The sequence below is a fragment of the Altererythrobacter sp. Root672 genome (assembly GCF_001427865.1).
In the GTDB taxonomy this organism is placed as follows: Bacteria; Pseudomonadota; Alphaproteobacteria; order Sphingomonadales; family Sphingomonadaceae; genus Croceibacterium_A.
In genome coordinates this window covers 213950-231439 of record NZ_LMHH01000001.1, presented here as the reverse complement: position 1 = coordinate 231439, position 17490 = coordinate 213950, and the positions used below count along the sequence as shown (strand labels likewise).

General features: G+C 64.7%; 15 protein-coding genes. 10 read left to right on the top strand and 5 right to left on the bottom strand.

All coding sequences use genetic code 11. The features are described 5' to 3' along the window. Positions 1–95 precede the first annotated feature (95 nt). Positions 96–971 carry a nuclear transport factor 2 family protein gene (locus ASD76_RS01050; RefSeq protein WP_082553542.1) on the bottom strand — a complete coding sequence of 292 codons (876 nt, stop codon included), beginning with the start codon at positions 969–971 and terminating at the stop codon, positions 96–98. Then, a complete protein-coding gene (locus tag ASD76_RS01045; protein WP_055917227.1) occupies positions 971–1687 on the bottom strand; it encodes a nuclear transport factor 2 family protein in 717 nt (238 codons plus the stop codon). Before ASD76_RS01045 ends, ASD76_RS01050 begins: the two co-directional genes overlap by 1 nt. Positions 1688–2073: 386 nt before the next feature. Between ASD76_RS01045 and ASD76_RS01040 the strand changes: the two genes are divergently transcribed. The 8 genes from ASD76_RS01040 (at position 2074) to ASD76_RS01005 (ending at position 11861) form a co-directional block, all read left to right on the top strand. After that, positions 2074–2670 carry a TetR/AcrR family transcriptional regulator gene (locus ASD76_RS01040; RefSeq protein WP_162249625.1) on the top strand — a complete coding sequence of 199 codons (597 nt, stop codon included), beginning with the start codon at positions 2074–2076 and terminating at the stop codon, positions 2668–2670. 53 nt (positions 2671–2723) lie between these two features. Further along, on the top strand, positions 2724–4112 hold the full coding sequence (locus ASD76_RS01035) for an efflux transporter outer membrane subunit (protein WP_235506445.1): 1389 nt from the start codon (positions 2724–2726) through the stop codon (positions 4110–4112). Continuing rightward, positions 4112–5431, top strand: a complete 1320-nt coding sequence (locus ASD76_RS01030) for an efflux RND transporter periplasmic adaptor subunit (RefSeq protein WP_235506443.1) — start codon at positions 4112–4114, stop codon at positions 5429–5431. Before ASD76_RS01035 ends, ASD76_RS01030 begins: the two co-directional genes overlap by 1 nt. After that, the gene (locus tag ASD76_RS01025; protein WP_055917218.1) at positions 5428–6147 is read left to right on the top strand and encodes an ABC transporter ATP-binding protein; all 720 of its coding nucleotides are present in this window, start codon (positions 5428–5430) and stop codon (positions 6145–6147) included. The genes ASD76_RS01030 and ASD76_RS01025 overlap by 4 nt, the downstream gene beginning before the upstream one ends. Beyond that, on the top strand, positions 6147–7343 hold the full coding sequence (locus ASD76_RS01020; protein WP_055917215.1) for an ABC transporter permease: 1197 nt from the start codon (positions 6147–6149) through the stop codon (positions 7341–7343). The genes ASD76_RS01025 and ASD76_RS01020 overlap by 1 nt, the downstream gene beginning before the upstream one ends. Before the next feature lie 403 nt (positions 7344–7746). Beyond that, positions 7747–8133, top strand: coding sequence for a DUF2946 family protein (locus tag ASD76_RS01015; protein WP_055917212.1), 387 nt, complete (start codon positions 7747–7749; stop codon positions 8131–8133). Positions 8134–8217: 84 nt separating this feature from the next. Continuing rightward, the gene (locus tag ASD76_RS01010) at positions 8218–10500 is read left to right on the top strand and encodes a TonB-dependent receptor (RefSeq protein ID WP_055917208.1); all 2283 of its coding nucleotides are present in this window, start codon (positions 8218–8220) and stop codon (positions 10498–10500) included. Then, on the top strand, positions 10497–11861 hold the full coding sequence (locus ASD76_RS01005) for a PepSY-associated TM helix domain-containing protein (RefSeq protein ID WP_055922763.1): 1365 nt from the start codon (positions 10497–10499) through the stop codon (positions 11859–11861). The genes ASD76_RS01010 and ASD76_RS01005 overlap by 4 nt, the downstream gene beginning before the upstream one ends. On the opposite strand, the gene ASD76_RS01000 is transcribed toward ASD76_RS01005, so the two are convergent. Then, positions 11858–12349, bottom strand: coding sequence for a PIN domain-containing protein (locus ASD76_RS01000; RefSeq protein WP_055917205.1), 492 nt, complete (start codon positions 12347–12349; stop codon positions 11858–11860). The two genes, ASD76_RS01005 and ASD76_RS01000, sit on opposite strands and share 4 nt — an antisense overlap. Next, positions 12349–12594, bottom strand: coding sequence for a type II toxin-antitoxin system Phd/YefM family antitoxin (locus tag ASD76_RS00995; protein WP_055917202.1), 246 nt, complete (start codon positions 12592–12594; stop codon positions 12349–12351). Before ASD76_RS00995 ends, ASD76_RS01000 begins: the two co-directional genes overlap by 1 nt. 208 nt (positions 12595–12802) lie before the next feature. On the opposite strand from ASD76_RS00995, the gene ASD76_RS00990 reads away from it, so the two are divergent. Together ASD76_RS00990 and ASD76_RS00985 are read left to right on the top strand one after the other, a co-directional pair. Beyond that, a complete protein-coding gene (locus tag ASD76_RS00990; protein ID WP_055922760.1) occupies positions 12803–14176 on the top strand; it encodes a cation:proton antiporter in 1374 nt (457 codons plus the stop codon). Between the two features lie 62 nt (positions 14177–14238). After that, positions 14239–15444 carry an alginate export family protein gene (locus ASD76_RS00985; protein WP_055917199.1) on the top strand — a complete coding sequence of 402 codons (1206 nt, stop codon included), beginning with the start codon at positions 14239–14241 and terminating at the stop codon, positions 15442–15444. A gap of 115 nt (positions 15445–15559) precedes the next feature. Here the strand turns inward: ASD76_RS00985 and ASD76_RS00980 are convergent, their stop codons facing one another. After that, positions 15560–17101 carry a tryptophan halogenase family protein gene (locus tag ASD76_RS00980; RefSeq protein ID WP_200943028.1) on the bottom strand — a complete coding sequence of 514 codons (1542 nt, stop codon included), beginning with the start codon at positions 17099–17101 and terminating at the stop codon, positions 15560–15562. Between the last annotated feature and the right edge of the window lie 389 nt (positions 17102–17490).

Genomic DNA, 17490 nt, shown 5'->3' with positions numbered 1-17490 from the left:
CCGCCCTGAGCTTTTCGAAGGGCGTTTGCACGGCGACGGTGCTTCGACAAGCTCAGCACGAACGGATTGGGGGTGAGGGATGAATGGGATTCTCATCATGGGCGCCCCACCACGGTGTCGGCCGGTTGCTTGATGTCCTTCAGCGACTGGCCGGTCACCGGATGGACGTAGCTGAACGGCGGAATGTAGTTCGAAGGAAAGGTCCGATAGACTTCGGTCGGCGGCTTGTCCGGCGGGAACAGCGCGCTCGGGCCCTCCATCCGCATGGCCGAGCGCATGAAGCCGAGGTCGTAGTCGGTCAGGGCCACCGGGTAGAAGTGCAGCTTGGAGATTTTCCAGGTGCCGCGGTCCTTCACGTACTCGTTCTCGTAGATACCGACGCCCCACACGCCGTTGGCGCCGGGCTCGGCGAGTTGCACCATGCCCTGCCAGCGCGCTGTCGCGGTCTTTCCATCAGGCGCGACCGAGATGATCGACTGCAGCTGCATGTGATTGTTGAGACGCCCCTGGCCGAGCCCTTCCGGCCCGAACAGCAGCAGCGCCCGCCTTACGCGGTCCTGGCCGATGTAGACCCCGCGCTGACCGTATTCGAAGCTGCCATTGGCGGTGAAGAGGTCGGCAACCTCGTTCCACAGGCCCTTGTCGAAGTAGTAGCCGTAGGAAGCCTGGAGGTTTTCGATCGCGTCCTGATCCTCCAACCGTTCGACGCGCTCGCGGTAGGACGCGAGGCGGGATTCGGTCGACTGGGCCTGAGCACAGACCGGCACGACAGCGGCACAAAGCGAGAGAGCGGTGGCGACCAGAGCTAATCTCTTGCCACGCCCCCCCTTCCGTTCGTGGTGAGCTTGTCGAACCACACTGGCGCCGCGCTCACGTCCTTCGACAAGCTCAGGACGAACGGAGGTGGGGCTGGGTTGATCGAAGTGAGCTGGGCCACCGAAGTGGAGGGGCAAAGGTGAAATCACGCGCATCACTTTGCCTCCCTCACGGCGCGTCCCGTCACCGGGTTCGGCGCTTGGAACGGTGGGACGTGAACGGCTGGGAACGAGGCATAAGTCGCGGTGGGCCCACGATCGGGCGGGAAGGCCTTCGACGCCTCGCTCTGCACCACGCCCTCACCCTGCCGCAGCCGGGCCCAGCCCTTTTCGTAAGGCGCGACGAAGTTGACGTAGAGGTGCAGCGACTTGATCTTCCAGACGCCGTCTTCCTTGACGTAAGTGTTCTCGTAGATGCCGTCGCGCCATTCGGCGTGCTTCTTGTACTGCCCAGTCATGCCAAGATCGCGCCAGCGCGCGGTGGCACTGAGGCCATCAGCGCCCATGTCGACCGCCGGCTGCAAGGTAACCCATTCGTTGAGCTGGCCGTAGATCAGCCCCTGCTGCCCGCCATGCAGCCGCTCCAGGTATTCGCTTATGCGCGCCTTACCGACGTAGACCCCGTCCACGCCGATCTCGATCGTGCCGTCGTCCGCGAACAGGTCCGCCGCTTCGCCCCACAGGCCGCGATCGACGTAATAGCCGAACGCGCGCTGCAGCTTCTTGATGGCGCGAGTGCCTTCGAGCTTTTCGACCCGCTGGGTCAGCGCTGCGATCTCCGCGTCGGGATCAGCCGCTTGCGCGGGCCCCATGACGAGGAGCGCTGCCGACACAGGTATGAGCCACAGGCCCCTCAGCCTTGCCGCGCGCATCCAATCCTCCCGATAACCCCAATGTTTGCGCGCATCATAGGGGGCGCATCGACGCTGAAAAGCCACAAACCGCGCAATTTCCGAAAACCCGCCGTAAGATTTCCTGCTGCCCGAGTACTAACCCTGAGCCGGATAGAGATCGCGCCGCTTGTCGACCACAGTTGAACACTGGTCGATTGCGACAAAATGCGACTGGCCCTCGCATCTGCTGATCTGTATTAACACGGTAACACAGGTTGATGGGGGCATTGGCTTTGAAGTTCGGCGCGATGAGCAGATCCGGTGAGCGCGAGCGTTTGGCTCGCTCTCATCCGTATCGCTCGCCTTATCCTCGACCCCGCACAAATCGCTTGATGAGTGAGCGCTCACTCATTACTCCTAGGTGCATGAATCGAGCCTCTCCCCTACCGGCTGCAGAGCGCCGCGCCGCGATCATGGCGGTGACGGAGCGATTGCTGATCGCCAAGGGTGGGACGGTCAGCACGCGCGAGATCGCCGAGGCCGCAGGGATTGCGGAGGGCACGATCTTCCGCGTCTTCCCGACCAAGGACGCGATCATCGATGCGATCTTCGCCGACGCCTTCGACCAGGAGGCTGCTCGGGCGGAACTGGCGGAGATCGATTGCGGCTCCGACCTCGAGACGTGCCTGATCCAGCTGGTCACTTCACTGCAACGACGGATTCAGCGCGTTCTGGCGCTCATTACTGCAGTCGGGTTCCACCAGCCGTCAGGCACCGACAAGGAAAAGTTCCAGGAACAACGCCAGCTTGGCTACGACTCCGTAGCTGCGCTGCTCCGGCCCCACGCGGCCCGGTTGCGGATCGCCCCTGAAGACGCCGCCCGGCATCTCCATGGCCTGGTCCTCGCGATGACACACCCGATGCTCACCGACCGCCCGATTGGCGATCCGGCGGCCATCGTGGACCTTGCACTCAACGGCATCGCCCAGCGGCCATCAGAACCGGAAACCAGAGGATCATGACCCGCTTGTCTCGATGTTCTTCCCCTCTCCATCGGCGCAGGACCGCAGCCCTGTTGACCGTCGCGATGGGCTCGCTCGCCCTCGCCGGCTGCGCCCGGCCGGACATCGCTTCGCCCGAGGCCGGCATTCCCGTGCCGCAAGACTGGGTCGAAACCCAACAAGGCCAGGCTTCGCTGGACCTGTCGCAGTACTGGCAGCTGCTCAACGACCCGCTGTTGACGCAGTTCGTCGAAGCCGCCGCCGCGAACAACCTCGACCTCGCCCAGAGCGCAGCCCGGCTTGAACAGGCCCGGGCGCAGCTGGCAGGCTCGCGTTCGGGGTATTTCCCGCAGATTTCGGCAGGCGGTTCCGGACGGCGAACCGTGTACGATGATATCCCCGACACCAGTTCCTACTCGCTTGGCGTCGATGCCACATGGGAGATCGACTTGTTCGGCCGCATTGGCGCGGATGTCTCGGCGTCCGAGGCCGAGCTTGCCGCGGCCGGATACTCGCTTGCCGACCTCGAGCGGATCATCACCGGCCAAGTTGCGCTGGCGACGATCTCGGCGCGGGCGACGGCCATGCAGCTCGCCATTGCGCGCGACAGCCTTCAGTCACAGGACGACAACCTGCAGATCGCCCGGTGGCGCGCACAAGCTGGGCTCGTCTCGGTCCTCGATGTCGAGCAGGCCCGCAGCCAGCGCGCGGCAACGGCGGCCAGCATCCCGCAGCTCGAAAGCAATCTCGTCGCGACGGCCAATGCCATCTCGACCCTGATCGGCGAGCCGCCGGGCCGGGTCCTGGAATTGCTCAGCCCATCCGTCTTCGTCCCAGTGCCGCCCGAACTCAGCAGTTTTGAGGCGCCGGCCGAAGTGCTGCGTCGACGCCCCGATGTCAGGCAGGCGGAAGCCTCGCTCGTCGCCAGCATGGCCCGCATCGAGGGCGCTAAGGCCCAGCTCTACCCAATGATCCAGCTCGGCGGTACGATCGGCACCTCGGCCATCGGGTTCGGCAATCTGTTCGACCTGGTGTCGGGCGGGCTGTTCGGCTCGGTCAGCCAGCTGATCTTCGACGGTGGTCGCACCCAGTCGCAGATCGATAGTTCCAAGGCCGCCGCGCAAGGCTCGCTCGCGGCCTGGCGGCTCTCGATCCTCGGCGCGCTCGAGGACGTCGAGACTTCCGCTGTCGACCTCGAAAAATCGCGCGAGCGGGTGGTGATCTTTGGCGAGGCGGTGGATGCCGCGAACAACTCGGCCATTCTTGCCCGCAGCCAGTATCAGGCTGGCCTGACAGACTTTCAAAACTTGCTAACTTCTGAGCTACAGTTGCGTACTGCCCGCAATGCGGAAGTCGCTTCGCAAGCCGAGCGGGCGAGCGCCTTCGTGCGCCTGACCCAGGCGCTCGGCGGCGGCTGGTCGCCCAGGGAATATCCGCTGCCCGTCAGTGACAGGATCCAATGATGACCGAAATGACCGCAAATCCGACCGCCGGAACGGCCATGTCCGTGGACGAATTCCTCGGCACGAGTGAACGCCCGCGCTGGCGCCGTTGGGCCAAGTTCTGGATCCCGGGCGTGATCGCCCTGCTGGTCGGGCTCTACTTCGTCACTCGCGAAGAGAAGACGCCCGAGTACATCACCGAGAAGGTGGTCGAGCGCTCGCTCGACATCGAGGTGACAGCGACCGGCAACTTGCGCCCGACCAACCAGGTCGAGGTCGGCTCCGAAGTCTCGGGCCGGATCGACCGGGTCTATGTCGACGTGAACGACCGGGTTTCGCAGGGCCAGGTCCTGGCGCAGATCAACACCGACGTGATCGAAGACCAGATCAAGCAGGGCCAGGCCAACCTCCAGGCCTCTCGCGCCCAAGTTGCCCAGGCCCGCGCGACGCTCGACGTCGAAAGTGCCCAACTCGCACGCCTGCAAGACGTCTATCGCCTGTCGGATGGCAAGGTTCCCTCCAAGACCGAGATGGAAGCTGCCGAGGCCAATGTCGCGCGCAGCAAGGCGGCGCTCAATTCGGCCCAGGCCAACGTCACCGCGTCCCAGGCCCAGCTGTCGTCGAGCCTGACCAACCGCGACCGTGCCTTGATCCGCTCCCCTGTTTCGGGCGTGGTGCTGGCCCGCCAGGTCGAACCCGGCCAGACCGTTGCAGCCAGCTTCAACACCCCGACCCTGTTCGTCCTCGCCGAAGACCTGTCACAGATGCAACTCCGCGTCTCCGTGGACGAAGCCGACGTGGGCGAAGTGAAGCAGGGTCAGAGGGCGACCTTCACCGTGGACGCCTATCCCGGCCGCCAATTCCCGGCGGCGGTGGAGCGGGTGAACCTCGCTTCGAACAACACCGCCCAGTCGACCCAGCAGCAACAGCAGGGCCAGCAGGGCAACGCAGTCATCAGCTATGAAGCCCGGCTGACCGTCGACAATGCCAACGGCCTCCTGCGCCCAGGCATGACGGCCACCGCCAACATCGCCACGCAACGCACCGGCAACCGAATGCTGGTGCCTAACGGCGCGCTGCGTTTCGAACCTCCCAAGGAAGAGACTACCGGCGGCGTCCAGCTCAACAACGGCGAAGAGTTCGGCCTTGAGCGCGAGGAAGAACGGGCCACGATCGGCCGCGGAAGCCGCCAGACCGTCCATGTCCTGGAGGCCGATGGCACGCTCAAGCCGATCGAGGTCGTCACTGGCCAAAGCGACGGACGCTTCACGGTCGTCACTTCGAAAGACCTGAAGCCCGGCATGAGTGTCGTCACCTCGCTCAAGGCAGCCAAGAAGTGAGCAGAGAAGCGATTATCGAGCTGAACGGGATAACCAAGACCTTCGGCCAGGGGATCGCTGCCTTCCAGGCCCTGAAGGGGGTCGACCTGACCATCGAGCGCGGCGATTTCGTCGCGGTCATGGGACCCTCGGGCTCGGGCAAGTCCACCACGATGAATATCCTCGGCTGTCTGGACGTACCCACGGCCGGGGTGTTCAAGTTCCTGGGCACCGAGGTGCAGTCGCTGACCCGCGACCAGCGCTCGCTCTTGCGCCGCAAGTACCTCGGCTTCGTGTTCCAGGGCTTCAACCTGCTCGCCCGCACCAGCGCGGTCGAGAACGTCGAACTGCCGCTGATCTATCGGGGCGAGCGCAAGGAAGCGCGACGCGAGATCGCCATGCGCGCGCTCGACCGTGTGGGCCTGGCACCGTGGGCCGACCACACTCCGGCCGAGCTTTCCGGCGGCCAGCAACAGCGCGTCGCCATCGCTCGCGCCTTGGTGACCGATCCCGAAGTGCTGCTGGCAGACGAACCGACCGGCAACCTCGATTCCGAACGCTCGATCGAAATCATGGAGTTCCTCACCGAACTCAACGCCACGGGCATCACCATCCTGATGGTCACCCACGAGGCAGAGATGGCTCGCTACGCAAAGACCGTCGTCCACTTCAAGGACGGCTTGGTCGAGCGGATCGAGAGCGGCCACCGCCAGGGTGCCCCGGTGGAGGCTAACTGATGTTCGGCACCACGCTCCTGCTCGCCTTCCGCGAAATCCGCCGGCACATCCTGCGCAGCTTCCTGACGACGCTCGGCATCATCATCGGCGTCGGTGCGGTCATCACCATGGTGACCCTCGGCAAGGGCGTCACCGCCGACATCGAAGAGCAGATCAGCTCGCTCGGCTCGAACGTGTTCTTCGTGTTCCCGATCCAGAGCGACCGCGACCAGATCCGCCCCTTCGACGAGCGCGACGTCCAGGCCGTGCGCGAACAGGTCGCAGGGGTGAACTTCGTCGCCGGCCAGGTCGAACGCAACGTCTCTGCGATCCACAACGGCCAGGATTGGCAGACCAAAGTCGAAGGTGTCGGCAACGAGTTCCTCGACGCACGCGGAATCGAGATCGAGGAAGGCCGCCGGTTCACCGCTGCCGAACAGACCGCGGGCGCCAACGTCTGCATCATCGGCCCGACCGTGCGCGATGAGATCTTCCTCGCCAACCAAAGCCCGGTCGGCGAGCGCATGCGGCTTAACGACGTCTCCTGCCAAGTGATCGGCGTCTTTGCCACGCGCGGCAGCGTCGGCGGCGGCGGGGATGACGACAACTCGATCTTCATGCCGCTGACCAACGTGCAGCGCCGTTTCACCGGCGACGACAACATCGGCTACATGGTCGTCGCCTACGATGCCACGTACGACAGCAAGACCATGACCAGGGCCATTATTGACCTGATGCGCGAGCGGCGGGTCCTGCTCGAAGGGCAGCCGAACGACTTCGACATCGTCGACACGGCGCAGATCAACGAAACCGTCGCCGCCACGGTCGGCACGATGACCGTCATGGTCGCCGCGATCGCCGCGATCAGCCTGATCGTTGGCGGCGTCGGCATCATGAACATCATGCTCGTCTCTGTGACGGAGCGAACCCGCGAGATCGGCATCCGCCTCGCCATCGGCGCGCTGGCGCGCGAGGTGCAGCTGCAATTCCTCACCGAAGCCGTGGTGCTCTGTTGCCTGGGCGGGATTATCGGAATCCTGCTCGGATTCGGCCTCTCGTTCGGCCTCTCGACCGCGCTGGGCATTGCTTACGTGTTCGATCCGTTCATCAACATCCTCAGCTTCGTGATCTCCGCGCTGATCGGAATCATCTTCGGCTATTTCCCGGCACGAAGAGCATCGAAGCTCGATCCGATCGAGGCGCTGCGGCACGAGTAAACTGAGATCCTCCCCGGCACGGGGAGGGGAACCATGCAAAGCATGGTGGAGGGGCACCCTCGGTTAGACCGACCTCGCCAGGTAACTCATACTCGCACGTGCCCCTCCACCCCCGACTACGTCGGCGGTCCCCCTCCCCGTTTCGGGGAGGATCTTGGTGGCCATCCGAGGCTCACGTCTACAATGTAACGGGGTGTAACGAGGAATTTACCGTAATTAACTCCCCTCTCGACGGGGGATGCCTACAACAGCAAGCGCGGGTTGAGCTGTCACGCCGTCAACTCCTCGGCGTGTGTTCTTCCATACCTGGCGCCACGTCCGGTCTGCCTCCCCCAAGACGGCCGGATGTGGCGCCATCCTTTTTTCACTGGCTTTGCTTCGCAGGACGCATAAAGGCGCGCCCGTGCATTCGCTGCGTCTCCTCCTGCGTTCACGCTGGTGCCTCGTGCTGCTGCTCCTGGCAGCGGCGCTCGCGCCGCGCTGGGCGATCCCGCAGGGCTACATGGTCGATGCTAGTGAGACGCTGACGGTGTCGATCTGTTCGCCGACTGGCCACTCGGCCAAGACGGTCGAGATTCCGATCGGCAAGCAGGACAAGAAGACGGGCGATACCGCGCCTTGTTCCTTCGGCACTCTCAGCCAGGGCATGCTCGGCGGTGCGGACCCGGTCCTGCTCGCGACCGCGCTTGCCTTTCTCATCGCACTGGGGTTCGCACCCTGCCACGCGGCTCTGCTGAGCCAACCCGCCGGACTGCGGCCGCCCTCCAGGGGCCCTCCCCGCACAGCCTGACCCTTCGATGGCCGCCACGGCACGCATGCCGCGGCATCCCTTCATCGCGCGCCAGAACTTGGCGCGGTGTCCAGGTAGATCCCCGTGTCCGTATCCCGCATCGCGCTCGCTGCAGCGCTTCTCATTGCCGCAATCCCTGCCCATGCCGAAGACGACGAGGGCAAGGTCATCCTCGTCGTCGGCCAGGTCGACGCGCCGATCTCCATCGAACCGCGGGGCCTCTCGGTCAGCCTCGGCGACGAGCAGTTCGCCGGCGTAAACGCCCAGAACGTCGAAGACCTGATGAAGTACGCGCCCGATTTCTTCGTGCGCAAGCGCTATGCCGGAGACTCCAACGGCGTGCCCGGCTTCCGCGGCACGCACTCCAGCCAGAGTTCCCGCGCTCTGGTGATGGTCGATGGCTTCGTCGTGTCGAACTTCCTCGGCAACTCGTTCGGCTTCGCGCCGAAGTGGGGCGTGGTCGGCTCGGGCGAGGTTGAGCAGTTCGACATCGTCTATGGCCCTTACTCGTCGCGCTATTCGGGCAACTCGATGGGCGGCATCGTCAACATCACCACGCGCTCGCCCGAGCGCACTGAGGCGTTCGCCACGGTCCAGGGTTTCGCCCAGCCCTACGAGCAATACGGCACCGGCGAGACATACCTAGGTTGGTCGGGAGAGGCCGGGCTCGGTTGGCGCCAACAGGACGGGCCTTGGTCAATGCGGCTTTCCGGGCGGCACTTCCAGAACGAGGGCCAGCCGATGAGCTGGTACGGCCTCTCTCCGGCGACCGGTACTGCTCCGGGCATTCCGGTGACTGGCGCGGTCATCGACGCCGGACAAGCCATCCCCAATGCTCCTGGTACGGCGAGCAATCCCATATTCGCGGCGCAGTCACCCGCGGCGATCACTCAGGACCAGGGCAAGCTGCGCATCGGCTACGACGGTAGCGTCGTCACCGGCGAGGCCCTGTTCGCCTATTGGCACAACCTCGACAGGCAATACGCCCCCGACTGCTACTTGCAGGACGATGCCGGCCAGCCGGTGTGTGACGGCCGGGTGACCACCCTCGGCGCTACCTGGAACGCCAGCGGCGCGCGCTGGTCTCGCACAGTGCGCGACGAGTACCTCGCCGGCCTGAAGCTTGCAGCGCCCCTGAGCGACGCGGTGACGGCCACGCTCAACGTCTCGACCTACCAGATCGCCCGATCGGATGGCTTCACCTCCGCCAGCTACGCCGCTGGGGAGAACGACGGGCCCGGCACCCTGGCACGCCAAGGGCCCTCGAACTGGTACACCGGAGAGCTCGCCCTGGAAGGCCGCTGGGGCGATTTCGAGCTGGCCGCAGGGACCAGCGGTAACCTCTACCGCACCGACCTGACCAATTACGCCGTGCCGAGCTGGCGCAGCGATGCAGGAGCCGCGTTCTCCACACAGACCTTTGGCAAGACCCGGCTCCTGTCCGGCTGGGCGGAGGGTCGTTACTTCGCCAACGAATGGACCTTCACCCTCGGCGCCCGCTACGAAGACTGGCGCGCATTCGACGGCGGGCTCGGCAGGCTTGGCACCGGAGCTCAGGCAGGGCAGCGCGTCTTCAACGCATACGAAACGCGCGGCGAGAAAGCCCTCGATCCCAAGCTCTCGGTCGAATGGCGCAGCGGGGCCACCAGCGCTCAGCTCAGCTTGGCGGAAGCCACCCGCTTCCCGACCGTAGGCGAGCTATTCCAAGGCAGCCTCAATGGCGACGGCAGCTTCAATCCCGACAGCTTCGACCCGAACCTGAGGCCCGAGCGATCGCACGATGCCAACCTGCTGCTCGCTCACGACTTCGGCACGATCAAGTTCACGGGTTCGCTGTTCTGGCAGCGTGTCGAGGACACGATCTTCAGCTTCGTCGGCTTCAACCAGAACGGAGTGACTACCGCTGCCTACAAGAACATCGACCTCACCCGGCAATACGGCGCCGAACTGATCGCCGAAGCTCGCGATGTCGGGCTCGAGGGCCTCGACATCGACGCCAACGCGGCGTGGATCGATTCCGAAACGCTGCGCAACGACAGCGCCCCTGCGGCAGAGGGCGTGCAGTTCCCGCGCATCCCACGCTGGCGGGTCAACGCCAACGCCCGCTATGCGATCACGCCCGCCGTCCTGGCGTCAGTAGGCCTGCGCTATGCCTCGCGCCCCAACACCGACCTGTTCGGGCTCCAGCGCGGTGACACATTCGGCTACACTTCAGAGCTGTTCGCGCTCGATGCACGAGTGAACTGGCGGGCGACCGAGAACTTCCGCTTCAGCGCCGGGGTCGACAACATCACCAACAACAAGGCCTGGGTCTATCACCCCTACCCGCAGCGGAGCTTCATGATCGAAGCGGGGTGGACGCTGTGAGCACCGTCCCCCGCTACGAACGCTGGTATCGCGCAGTCTGGCGCTGGCATTTCTACGCCGGCTTGTTCTGTGTGCCCTTCGTCCTGTGGCTTTCGGTCACCGGCGGGATCTACCTGTTCAAGCCGCAGATCGAAGGCCTGCTCTACGCGCCCTATCGCGGCGTGGTGGCGGAGAGCGGTCCGCTGCTCACGCCGGCCCGGATTGTCGAGGCCGGTACGGCAGCGGTCCCCGGATCGGTGCTGCACAAGTATGTCCTGCCCGAAGACCCTGCCGACGCTGTGCAGCTGCTCGTCGGGACCGGAGCGCAAGAGTCCCGCGTCTGGGTCCATCCGCAGAGCGGAGAGGTGCTCTACCAGGTGCCGGAAGAGGACCGCTTGATGCGCGTCGTGTTCCGGCTGCACGGCGAATTGCTCGCCGGCAAGTGGGGCTCGGCCTTGGTCGAGATCGCCGCTTGCTGGACGATCGTGATGCTGCTGACCGGCCTGTTCCTGTGGTGGCCGCGCGGAGGCGCAGGCCTTGCGGGCGTGCTCTGGCCGCGGCTGCGCCGGGGCAAGCGTGTGTTCTGGCGCGATCTCCACGCGGTGACCGGGCTGTGGGTCTCGATCGGGGCGGTGTTCCTGATCGCGTCGGGCCTGCCCTGGGCGACCAACTGGGGCGCCTATCTGCGCGAGGTCCGAGCGGTGACCGGCACCTCGTCAGTCAAGCAGGACTGGTCGGGTGGTTCGGAAGCCGATGCCGCCGCCCGCGCCAAGCTCGACCAGGGCGCCCGCGCGATGCTGGATGAGCACGCGGGACATCACGGCATGACCATGGTGCACGAAAAGCCGACCGACCGGGCGCTCAACCGCGTGATACCGCAGGCGGCGGAACTCGGCCTTGCCGCTCCCGTGGAGATCAGCCCGCCTACGGCGCCGCAAGGTTACTGGCTGGCACAATCGCAAGCCGCCAATCGGCCCCTGCGTGGCGAGGCAGAGCTAGACAATGACGGTGTGCTGATCGGTCGCCAGTCTTTCGATCAACGGCACTGGATCGATCGCGCTGTGGGCTACGGGGTCGCCGTGCACGAAGGAGCGTGGCTTGGCCTCGCCAACCAGTTGCTCAACCTCGCGGTGCTGCTCGGGCTCGTGACGCTGGCGACCTCAAGTGTCGTGCTGTGGTGGCGCCGTCGTCCCGAAGGCAAGCTCGGCGCACCGCCTGCCAGCGCCCCTTTAAAGCACAGCTGGGCGCTTGTAGGCGCCACGGTAGGCTTGGCCCTCCTGATGCCCCTGTTCGGCCTCACGCTGGCTCTGGTGGCCGTTGTAGAGCGGCTCCTGCCCCGCGTGGCACCAGCCACGGCGAACTGGGCAGGAATGCGTGGCTAGCGGATCAGCAGATTGCGCAGCCACGCCGCGCCCGACCGCGTGGCCTCGCGCCAATCGGCGTCGGAGTCGCTGTCCGGCTCGAACCGGGCGGGGTCGAGGACCTTTACCCGGCCGGCGCGATAAGTGCGTGGCTCGCTGGTCACCAGCGTCAGGTTGTTGACCAGCGCGGTGGCGGCGAGAATGCCCTCGCGATCATCCGCATAGGGTATCTGCGCGCGACGGCGAACGACGGCCGCGTCGACAGGCAGGATCCTTCCGTCGAAGGCAGGAGAGACTTGCCGATCCAACCAGTCCCGCCAGGCAAGACCAGCGTCTTTACCGCGCCTCGCGGCAACCGCCGCGGCGTTCTCCAGCTCCAGTAGAGTGAGCGCGGACAAGAACATCTGCTGGGCCGAAGTGCGTTCCGCCCAGGCCGCCAACGCCTGTTCGCTCCCGGCGCGCCGAGCCTCGCGCAGGTCGAGAAGCATTCCGGTGTCGAGAAGGTACACTAGCGCGTTGTCCTGGCGCCCAAATTTGTTGGCGGATCTAGCCCCCTCAAGGGAGCGCTATCAGGTCCGGCTCCTATCAGATCGAGGATCGTCTGCCGGTCGCCGCTCAGCTGCCGGTAAGCGCCGATGCTCAAGAGCACGTGAGTCGGGCGTCCCCTGTCGGTCACGAATACGGGTTCACTTGCCGCGAGTCGCTTCGCTTTGCCGACGTCCTGATTGAATTCGCGTGCCGTAACAATCTTCATAAAGGCCCCCGATTTTTGAGCCTACGACGTCAAAATGGTACCGCTCCCATGTAGGTACATTACTACAATGTAGCGCCTTGGCAACAAGTCGGGCCGGATGGCCGAAAATCGACAATCGGCTGATCGATTTTCAGTTGCAGCCGCCCCGCAGATTCGATGCTCTGGCTTCACCCTGCACAGACGGGGAATGGGACTGGGGGAGAAAATCATGGCTTCCGACTTGGTGAGTCAGTTTTTTGCGGCAGCGGTCGATGTGTTCAACGCACACGGACCAGCCATTCAAGCCGAGGCGAGCCTTTCGCCGACAGACTTTTCGATCCGCTTCTTCCTGCAGTTGGCGATCATCATCGCCACGTGCCGCGTCGTCGGCTGGCTGGGGCAGAAGCTGCTGGCGCAGCCGCAAGTGGTCGGCGAGATGATCGCCGGCGTCGTCTTGGGACCGTCGCTGCTCGGGTTGCTGTTTCCGGACCTTCAAGCGGCCATCTTCCCCAAGGAGACCAAGAGCGTCCTCTACGCCGGCGCCCAGTTCGGTGTGGGATTGTACATGTTCCTGGTCGGCGCAACGCTGCGGCTCGATCACTTCCAGACCAAAGCCAAGAGCGCCGTTGGCGTCTCGATTGCCGGGATCGCCACGCCGTTCCTGATGGCGTTCCTGATCACGCCATTCCTGCTCGATATTCCCGGCCTGTTCGCCGAGGGCATCAGCCGCTTCAACGCGACCCTGTTCATGGGCGCCTGCATCGCACTGACCGCCTTCCCGATGCTGGCCCGCATCATCAACGAGCGGGGATTGGCAAACACCTCGCTCGGCACCTTGTCACTTACGGCAGGGGCATTCGACGACGCCATGTCCTGGTGCGTCCTCGCGATTGTGCTGGCCACCTTTGGCGCCGGCGCCGGGGTTGCGTTGCTCGCGATCGTCAGCGGCCTGGCTTACGCCGCGTTCCTGTTCTTCTTCGGCAAACGCCTGCTCGCCCCCCTCGGCCGCGCGGTCGAGAAGAGCGGCGAGATGAGCAACACAGTGCTCGGCATAACCTTGTGCCTGTTCTGCCTCTCCGCCTTCCTGATGGACGCGGCCGGCCTGCACGCGGTGTTCGGCGGCTTCCTGCTCGGCGCTTGCATGCCGCGCGGCAAGTTCGTCGATGAGCTTCGGCGCAAGGTCGAGCCGTTCGCGGTCGTCGTGTTGCTGCCAATGTTCTTCACTTACTCCGGCCTCAACACCCGCATGGACATGGTCAATTCGGTCGAGCTGCTGGCGATTGCGCTCGTCATCCTGGTGGTGTCGATCCTCGCCAAGTTCGGCGCCTGCTGGGCGGCGGCGCGGCTTTCGGGCGAGGACAACCGCACCGCACTCGGCATCGGTGCGCTGATGAACTCGCGCGGATTGATGGAGCTCATCATCATCAACATCGGCTTGCAGCAGGGCGTAATCGGTCCGGCGCTGTTCTCGATGATGGTGCTGATGGCGATCGTCACCACGATGATGGCCGGCCCCCTGTTCGAGGCCGTCTACGGCAAGAAGGCCCGCGAAAGCGGCGAACTCGACGCCATTCAAGGCGAGGCAGCGCCAAGCGCCGCCTAAGTCCGAGAAGGCCCCGCTCCCTCACGCCCTTGGGAGCGGGGCCTCTTTTTGGGGGACCCTCCATGAAACTCTGGCCCTTGGTGCCGGCGGCCGCGCTGTGCAGCTCGCTCGCGCACGCCGAAGAGGTGAAATTGACGCCGTCGGTCGATGCCCGGCTACGGTACGAAAACGTCGAACAGGACGGACTGCCGCGGGACGCCGACGCCTTCACGCTGAGGGTGCGCCCGGGCGTAACGGCGAAGACCGGCGAATGGTCGGCCTTGATCGAGGCCGAAGCGACCGTGGCGCTTTCGACCGGATATAACGATGGCCTCAATGGCAAGACTCAGTTCCCGCTCGTCGCCGACCCGAGCAACCTCGAAATCAACCGCGCGCAGATCCGCTACACCGGCTCGAACGGGCTGACAGCGACAGCCGGGCGCCAGCGGATCGAACTCGCCGACCAACGCTTCGTCGGCCCCGCCGCGTTCCGCCAGAACGAGCAGACTTTCGACGCGCTGCGCGTGCAATGGACCAAAGGCCGCCTCAGCGCCGACCTGACTTACGCCGCGAGCGTCCGCACGGTGAACGGCTCTCGGGGAACCGGAGCGCGACCGAGCGCCATCGACGGCGACAATGTCTTTGCCCTGCTCGGTTACCGAACCGACATCGGCACGCTGACCGGCTTAGCCTACCTCGTCGATCAGGACGAAGCGGCGGTGCAGAACTTCAGGCTCTCGAACCAGACGTACGGCCTGCGCTTCAACGGCGGCCTCGACATCACGCCGGGCGCCAAGCTCGGTTACACGGCCAGCTGGGCCAGGCAGAGCGACTACCACCGCAATCCGAACGACTATTCGGCGGACTACCTGTTTGGCGAGGCGACGGTCGCGTTCAGCGGGTTCAATGCCGCGCTCGGCTATGAAGTTCTCGGCGCCGACGGCGGCGTTCCGCTCACCAGCGTGCAGACCCCGCTGGCCTCGTTCTTTAGGTGGAACGGTTGGGCCGGCAAATTCGGCACCATCCCGCCCGATGGACTGCACGATCTCTACGGCACGTTCGGCTATACCTTGAAGAAGGTCGGGCCGTTCCAGAACATCAATCTCGCGGCCACCTGGCACCAGTTCGACAGCGACCGCCTAGGGCGGAAATACGGCGACGAACTCGACCTGGTGCTTAGCGCCCGCCACGGGCCGCTGGGCGCCTCTATCCGCTACGCCGGCTATCGGGCGGAGACCTTTGCCACCGACACGGACAAGCTGCTGCTGACGCTGGAATGGGCGGTGTAACCCGTCACAAGGAGGTGAGGAGTCACCCCACACCCACCCCCGTTCGTGGTGAGCCTGTCGAACCACCGCTGCGCTGCACTCAAGTCCTTCGACAAGCTCTGGACGAACGGAAGGCTTAAGAGCCTTCGGCCGCGGCCATCCGCTCGATCAGCGCGCGGTGCGCTGGGAGATCCCGCGCCGCCTGATCGCCGAAGTGGCGGATGCGTTCGAAAATCTTCTGCGCTTCGTCGGTGTGCGGGAATTCGTCCCGCACCGGCGAAAGGTCGGTACGGAAGCCCATGCCGTAGAGGATGTACTGGTAGTTGAAGAACGCGAAGCTCTCGTGGTCGAGCACGAAGTCGAACCGGCTCGGCGGGCGATAGCTCCACTGTTCGAGCAGGTCCTGCAGCTGGTCCGGGATCGACGACGCTGCGGCATTGTCCCGCCAGAACGGTTCCACCCGCCGGCTCAGGCAGTAGTGGAGCTTGAGGAACTTGATGATGCTCTCGTAGCGGGCGGTCATCAGTTCGTTGAAGCGCCGGGCCGGGCCATCGGCGGGGCCGTAGTGCGGGAACAGTTCGGCGATCATCGCCGCCGCCGCCTCGATCATCACCACGCCGGTCGATTCAAGCGGTTCGAGAAACCCCCCGGCCAACCCGACGGCCACGCAGTTCTTCTCCCATGGGCGAGTGCGGTAGCCGGCGCGGAACGGGATCTTTCGCGGGGTCACGTCGAGGCTGCGGCCACCGGTGTAACGCTCCAGCGCCTGCGCAGCCTCGTCGTCCGACATGTGGGCGCTGGAATAGACGCACCCCACGCCGTGCGCTCCCGACAAGCCGATATCCCAGATCCATCCGGCTTGGTGGGCGGAGGCCACGGTGTAGCTGCGTAAGGGCGAGCCTTCCTCGTCGTAAGGCAGCTTGCAGGCTAGCGCCCGGTCGGTGAACAGGACATCGCCGACCTCCTTGAACGGCACGCCCAGCGCTCCGTCGATAAGCTCGGCCCGGAAGCCGGAACAATCGACATAGAGATCGGCCTTCAGGTCGCCATGCTCGCGAGTCACGACATGGTCGATCGCACCGGTCACGGGATCGAGTTCGACACCCGTCATCAACCCCTGAAGGTGATGCACGCCCAAAGCCCGGGCGTGGTCCGACAGCACTTCGGCCACCCGCGCGGCATCGAAGTGGTAGGCATAGTTGAGCGGTCCGGCGAAATCGCCCTCGTCCGCACGCTTGGGCGCGCGCCCCGCTTCCGCGACGCGGTTCTGGATCGACATCGCTTCGGCAAACGGCGGGCGCGTCCGTTCGTCCTGGAGCAGCCAATAGGAAACCAGGCTGTAGCCTTCGGCGTGGAACGGCGCTTCGAACGGGTGGAGGAAGTGCTCCTCGCGCCCTTCGGCTGGGGTCTGCACCCAGTTATCGAAGCGAATGCCCTGCTTGAAGGTGGCCGAAGTCGCGCGGACGAAACGGGATTCGTCGATCCCGATGTAGCGCAGGGTATTGCGGATCGTCGGGAACGTGCCCTCGCCCACGCCGATGATGCCGATCTCGGGCGATTCCAGCACCGTGATCCGGATACGCGGATTGCGGGCGACGTCGAAGAACCGCGCGAGATAGGCTGCCGTCAGCCACCCCGCGGTTCCGCCGCCCACGATCAGGATCGAGCGTTCAGCCATCGAACCTGACATAGACTTGCCGGCTTCGTGGCGACAAGCAATCGTGAGGGCTTATCCGCTCAGGAGGTGCTGCCAGACGCAGCCGGGACTACCAAGGCCGGCGCTTGCCGGCTGGCCCCTAACTATTGATCGCCTGAGGAAGTAATTAGTTGGCGCGGGCGCCAACGCGACGGCCCACGAAGAAACTGGCGCTTGCGCTCTTCGAGTTGGAACCGCGATTTGTCTCGTTGCGTACGAAACTCGGTTCCCGTTTTACTATGACCCAATTCTGACCGAACGTGCGCTTCCTCGAATAGAGGAGCTTGTGAATTTCCGGATTGAATGAGTATCTGTCTTCGCTGTTCATAAGTTGGTTAATAATTTCGAAACCGCAAAAATCATTAGGTAGA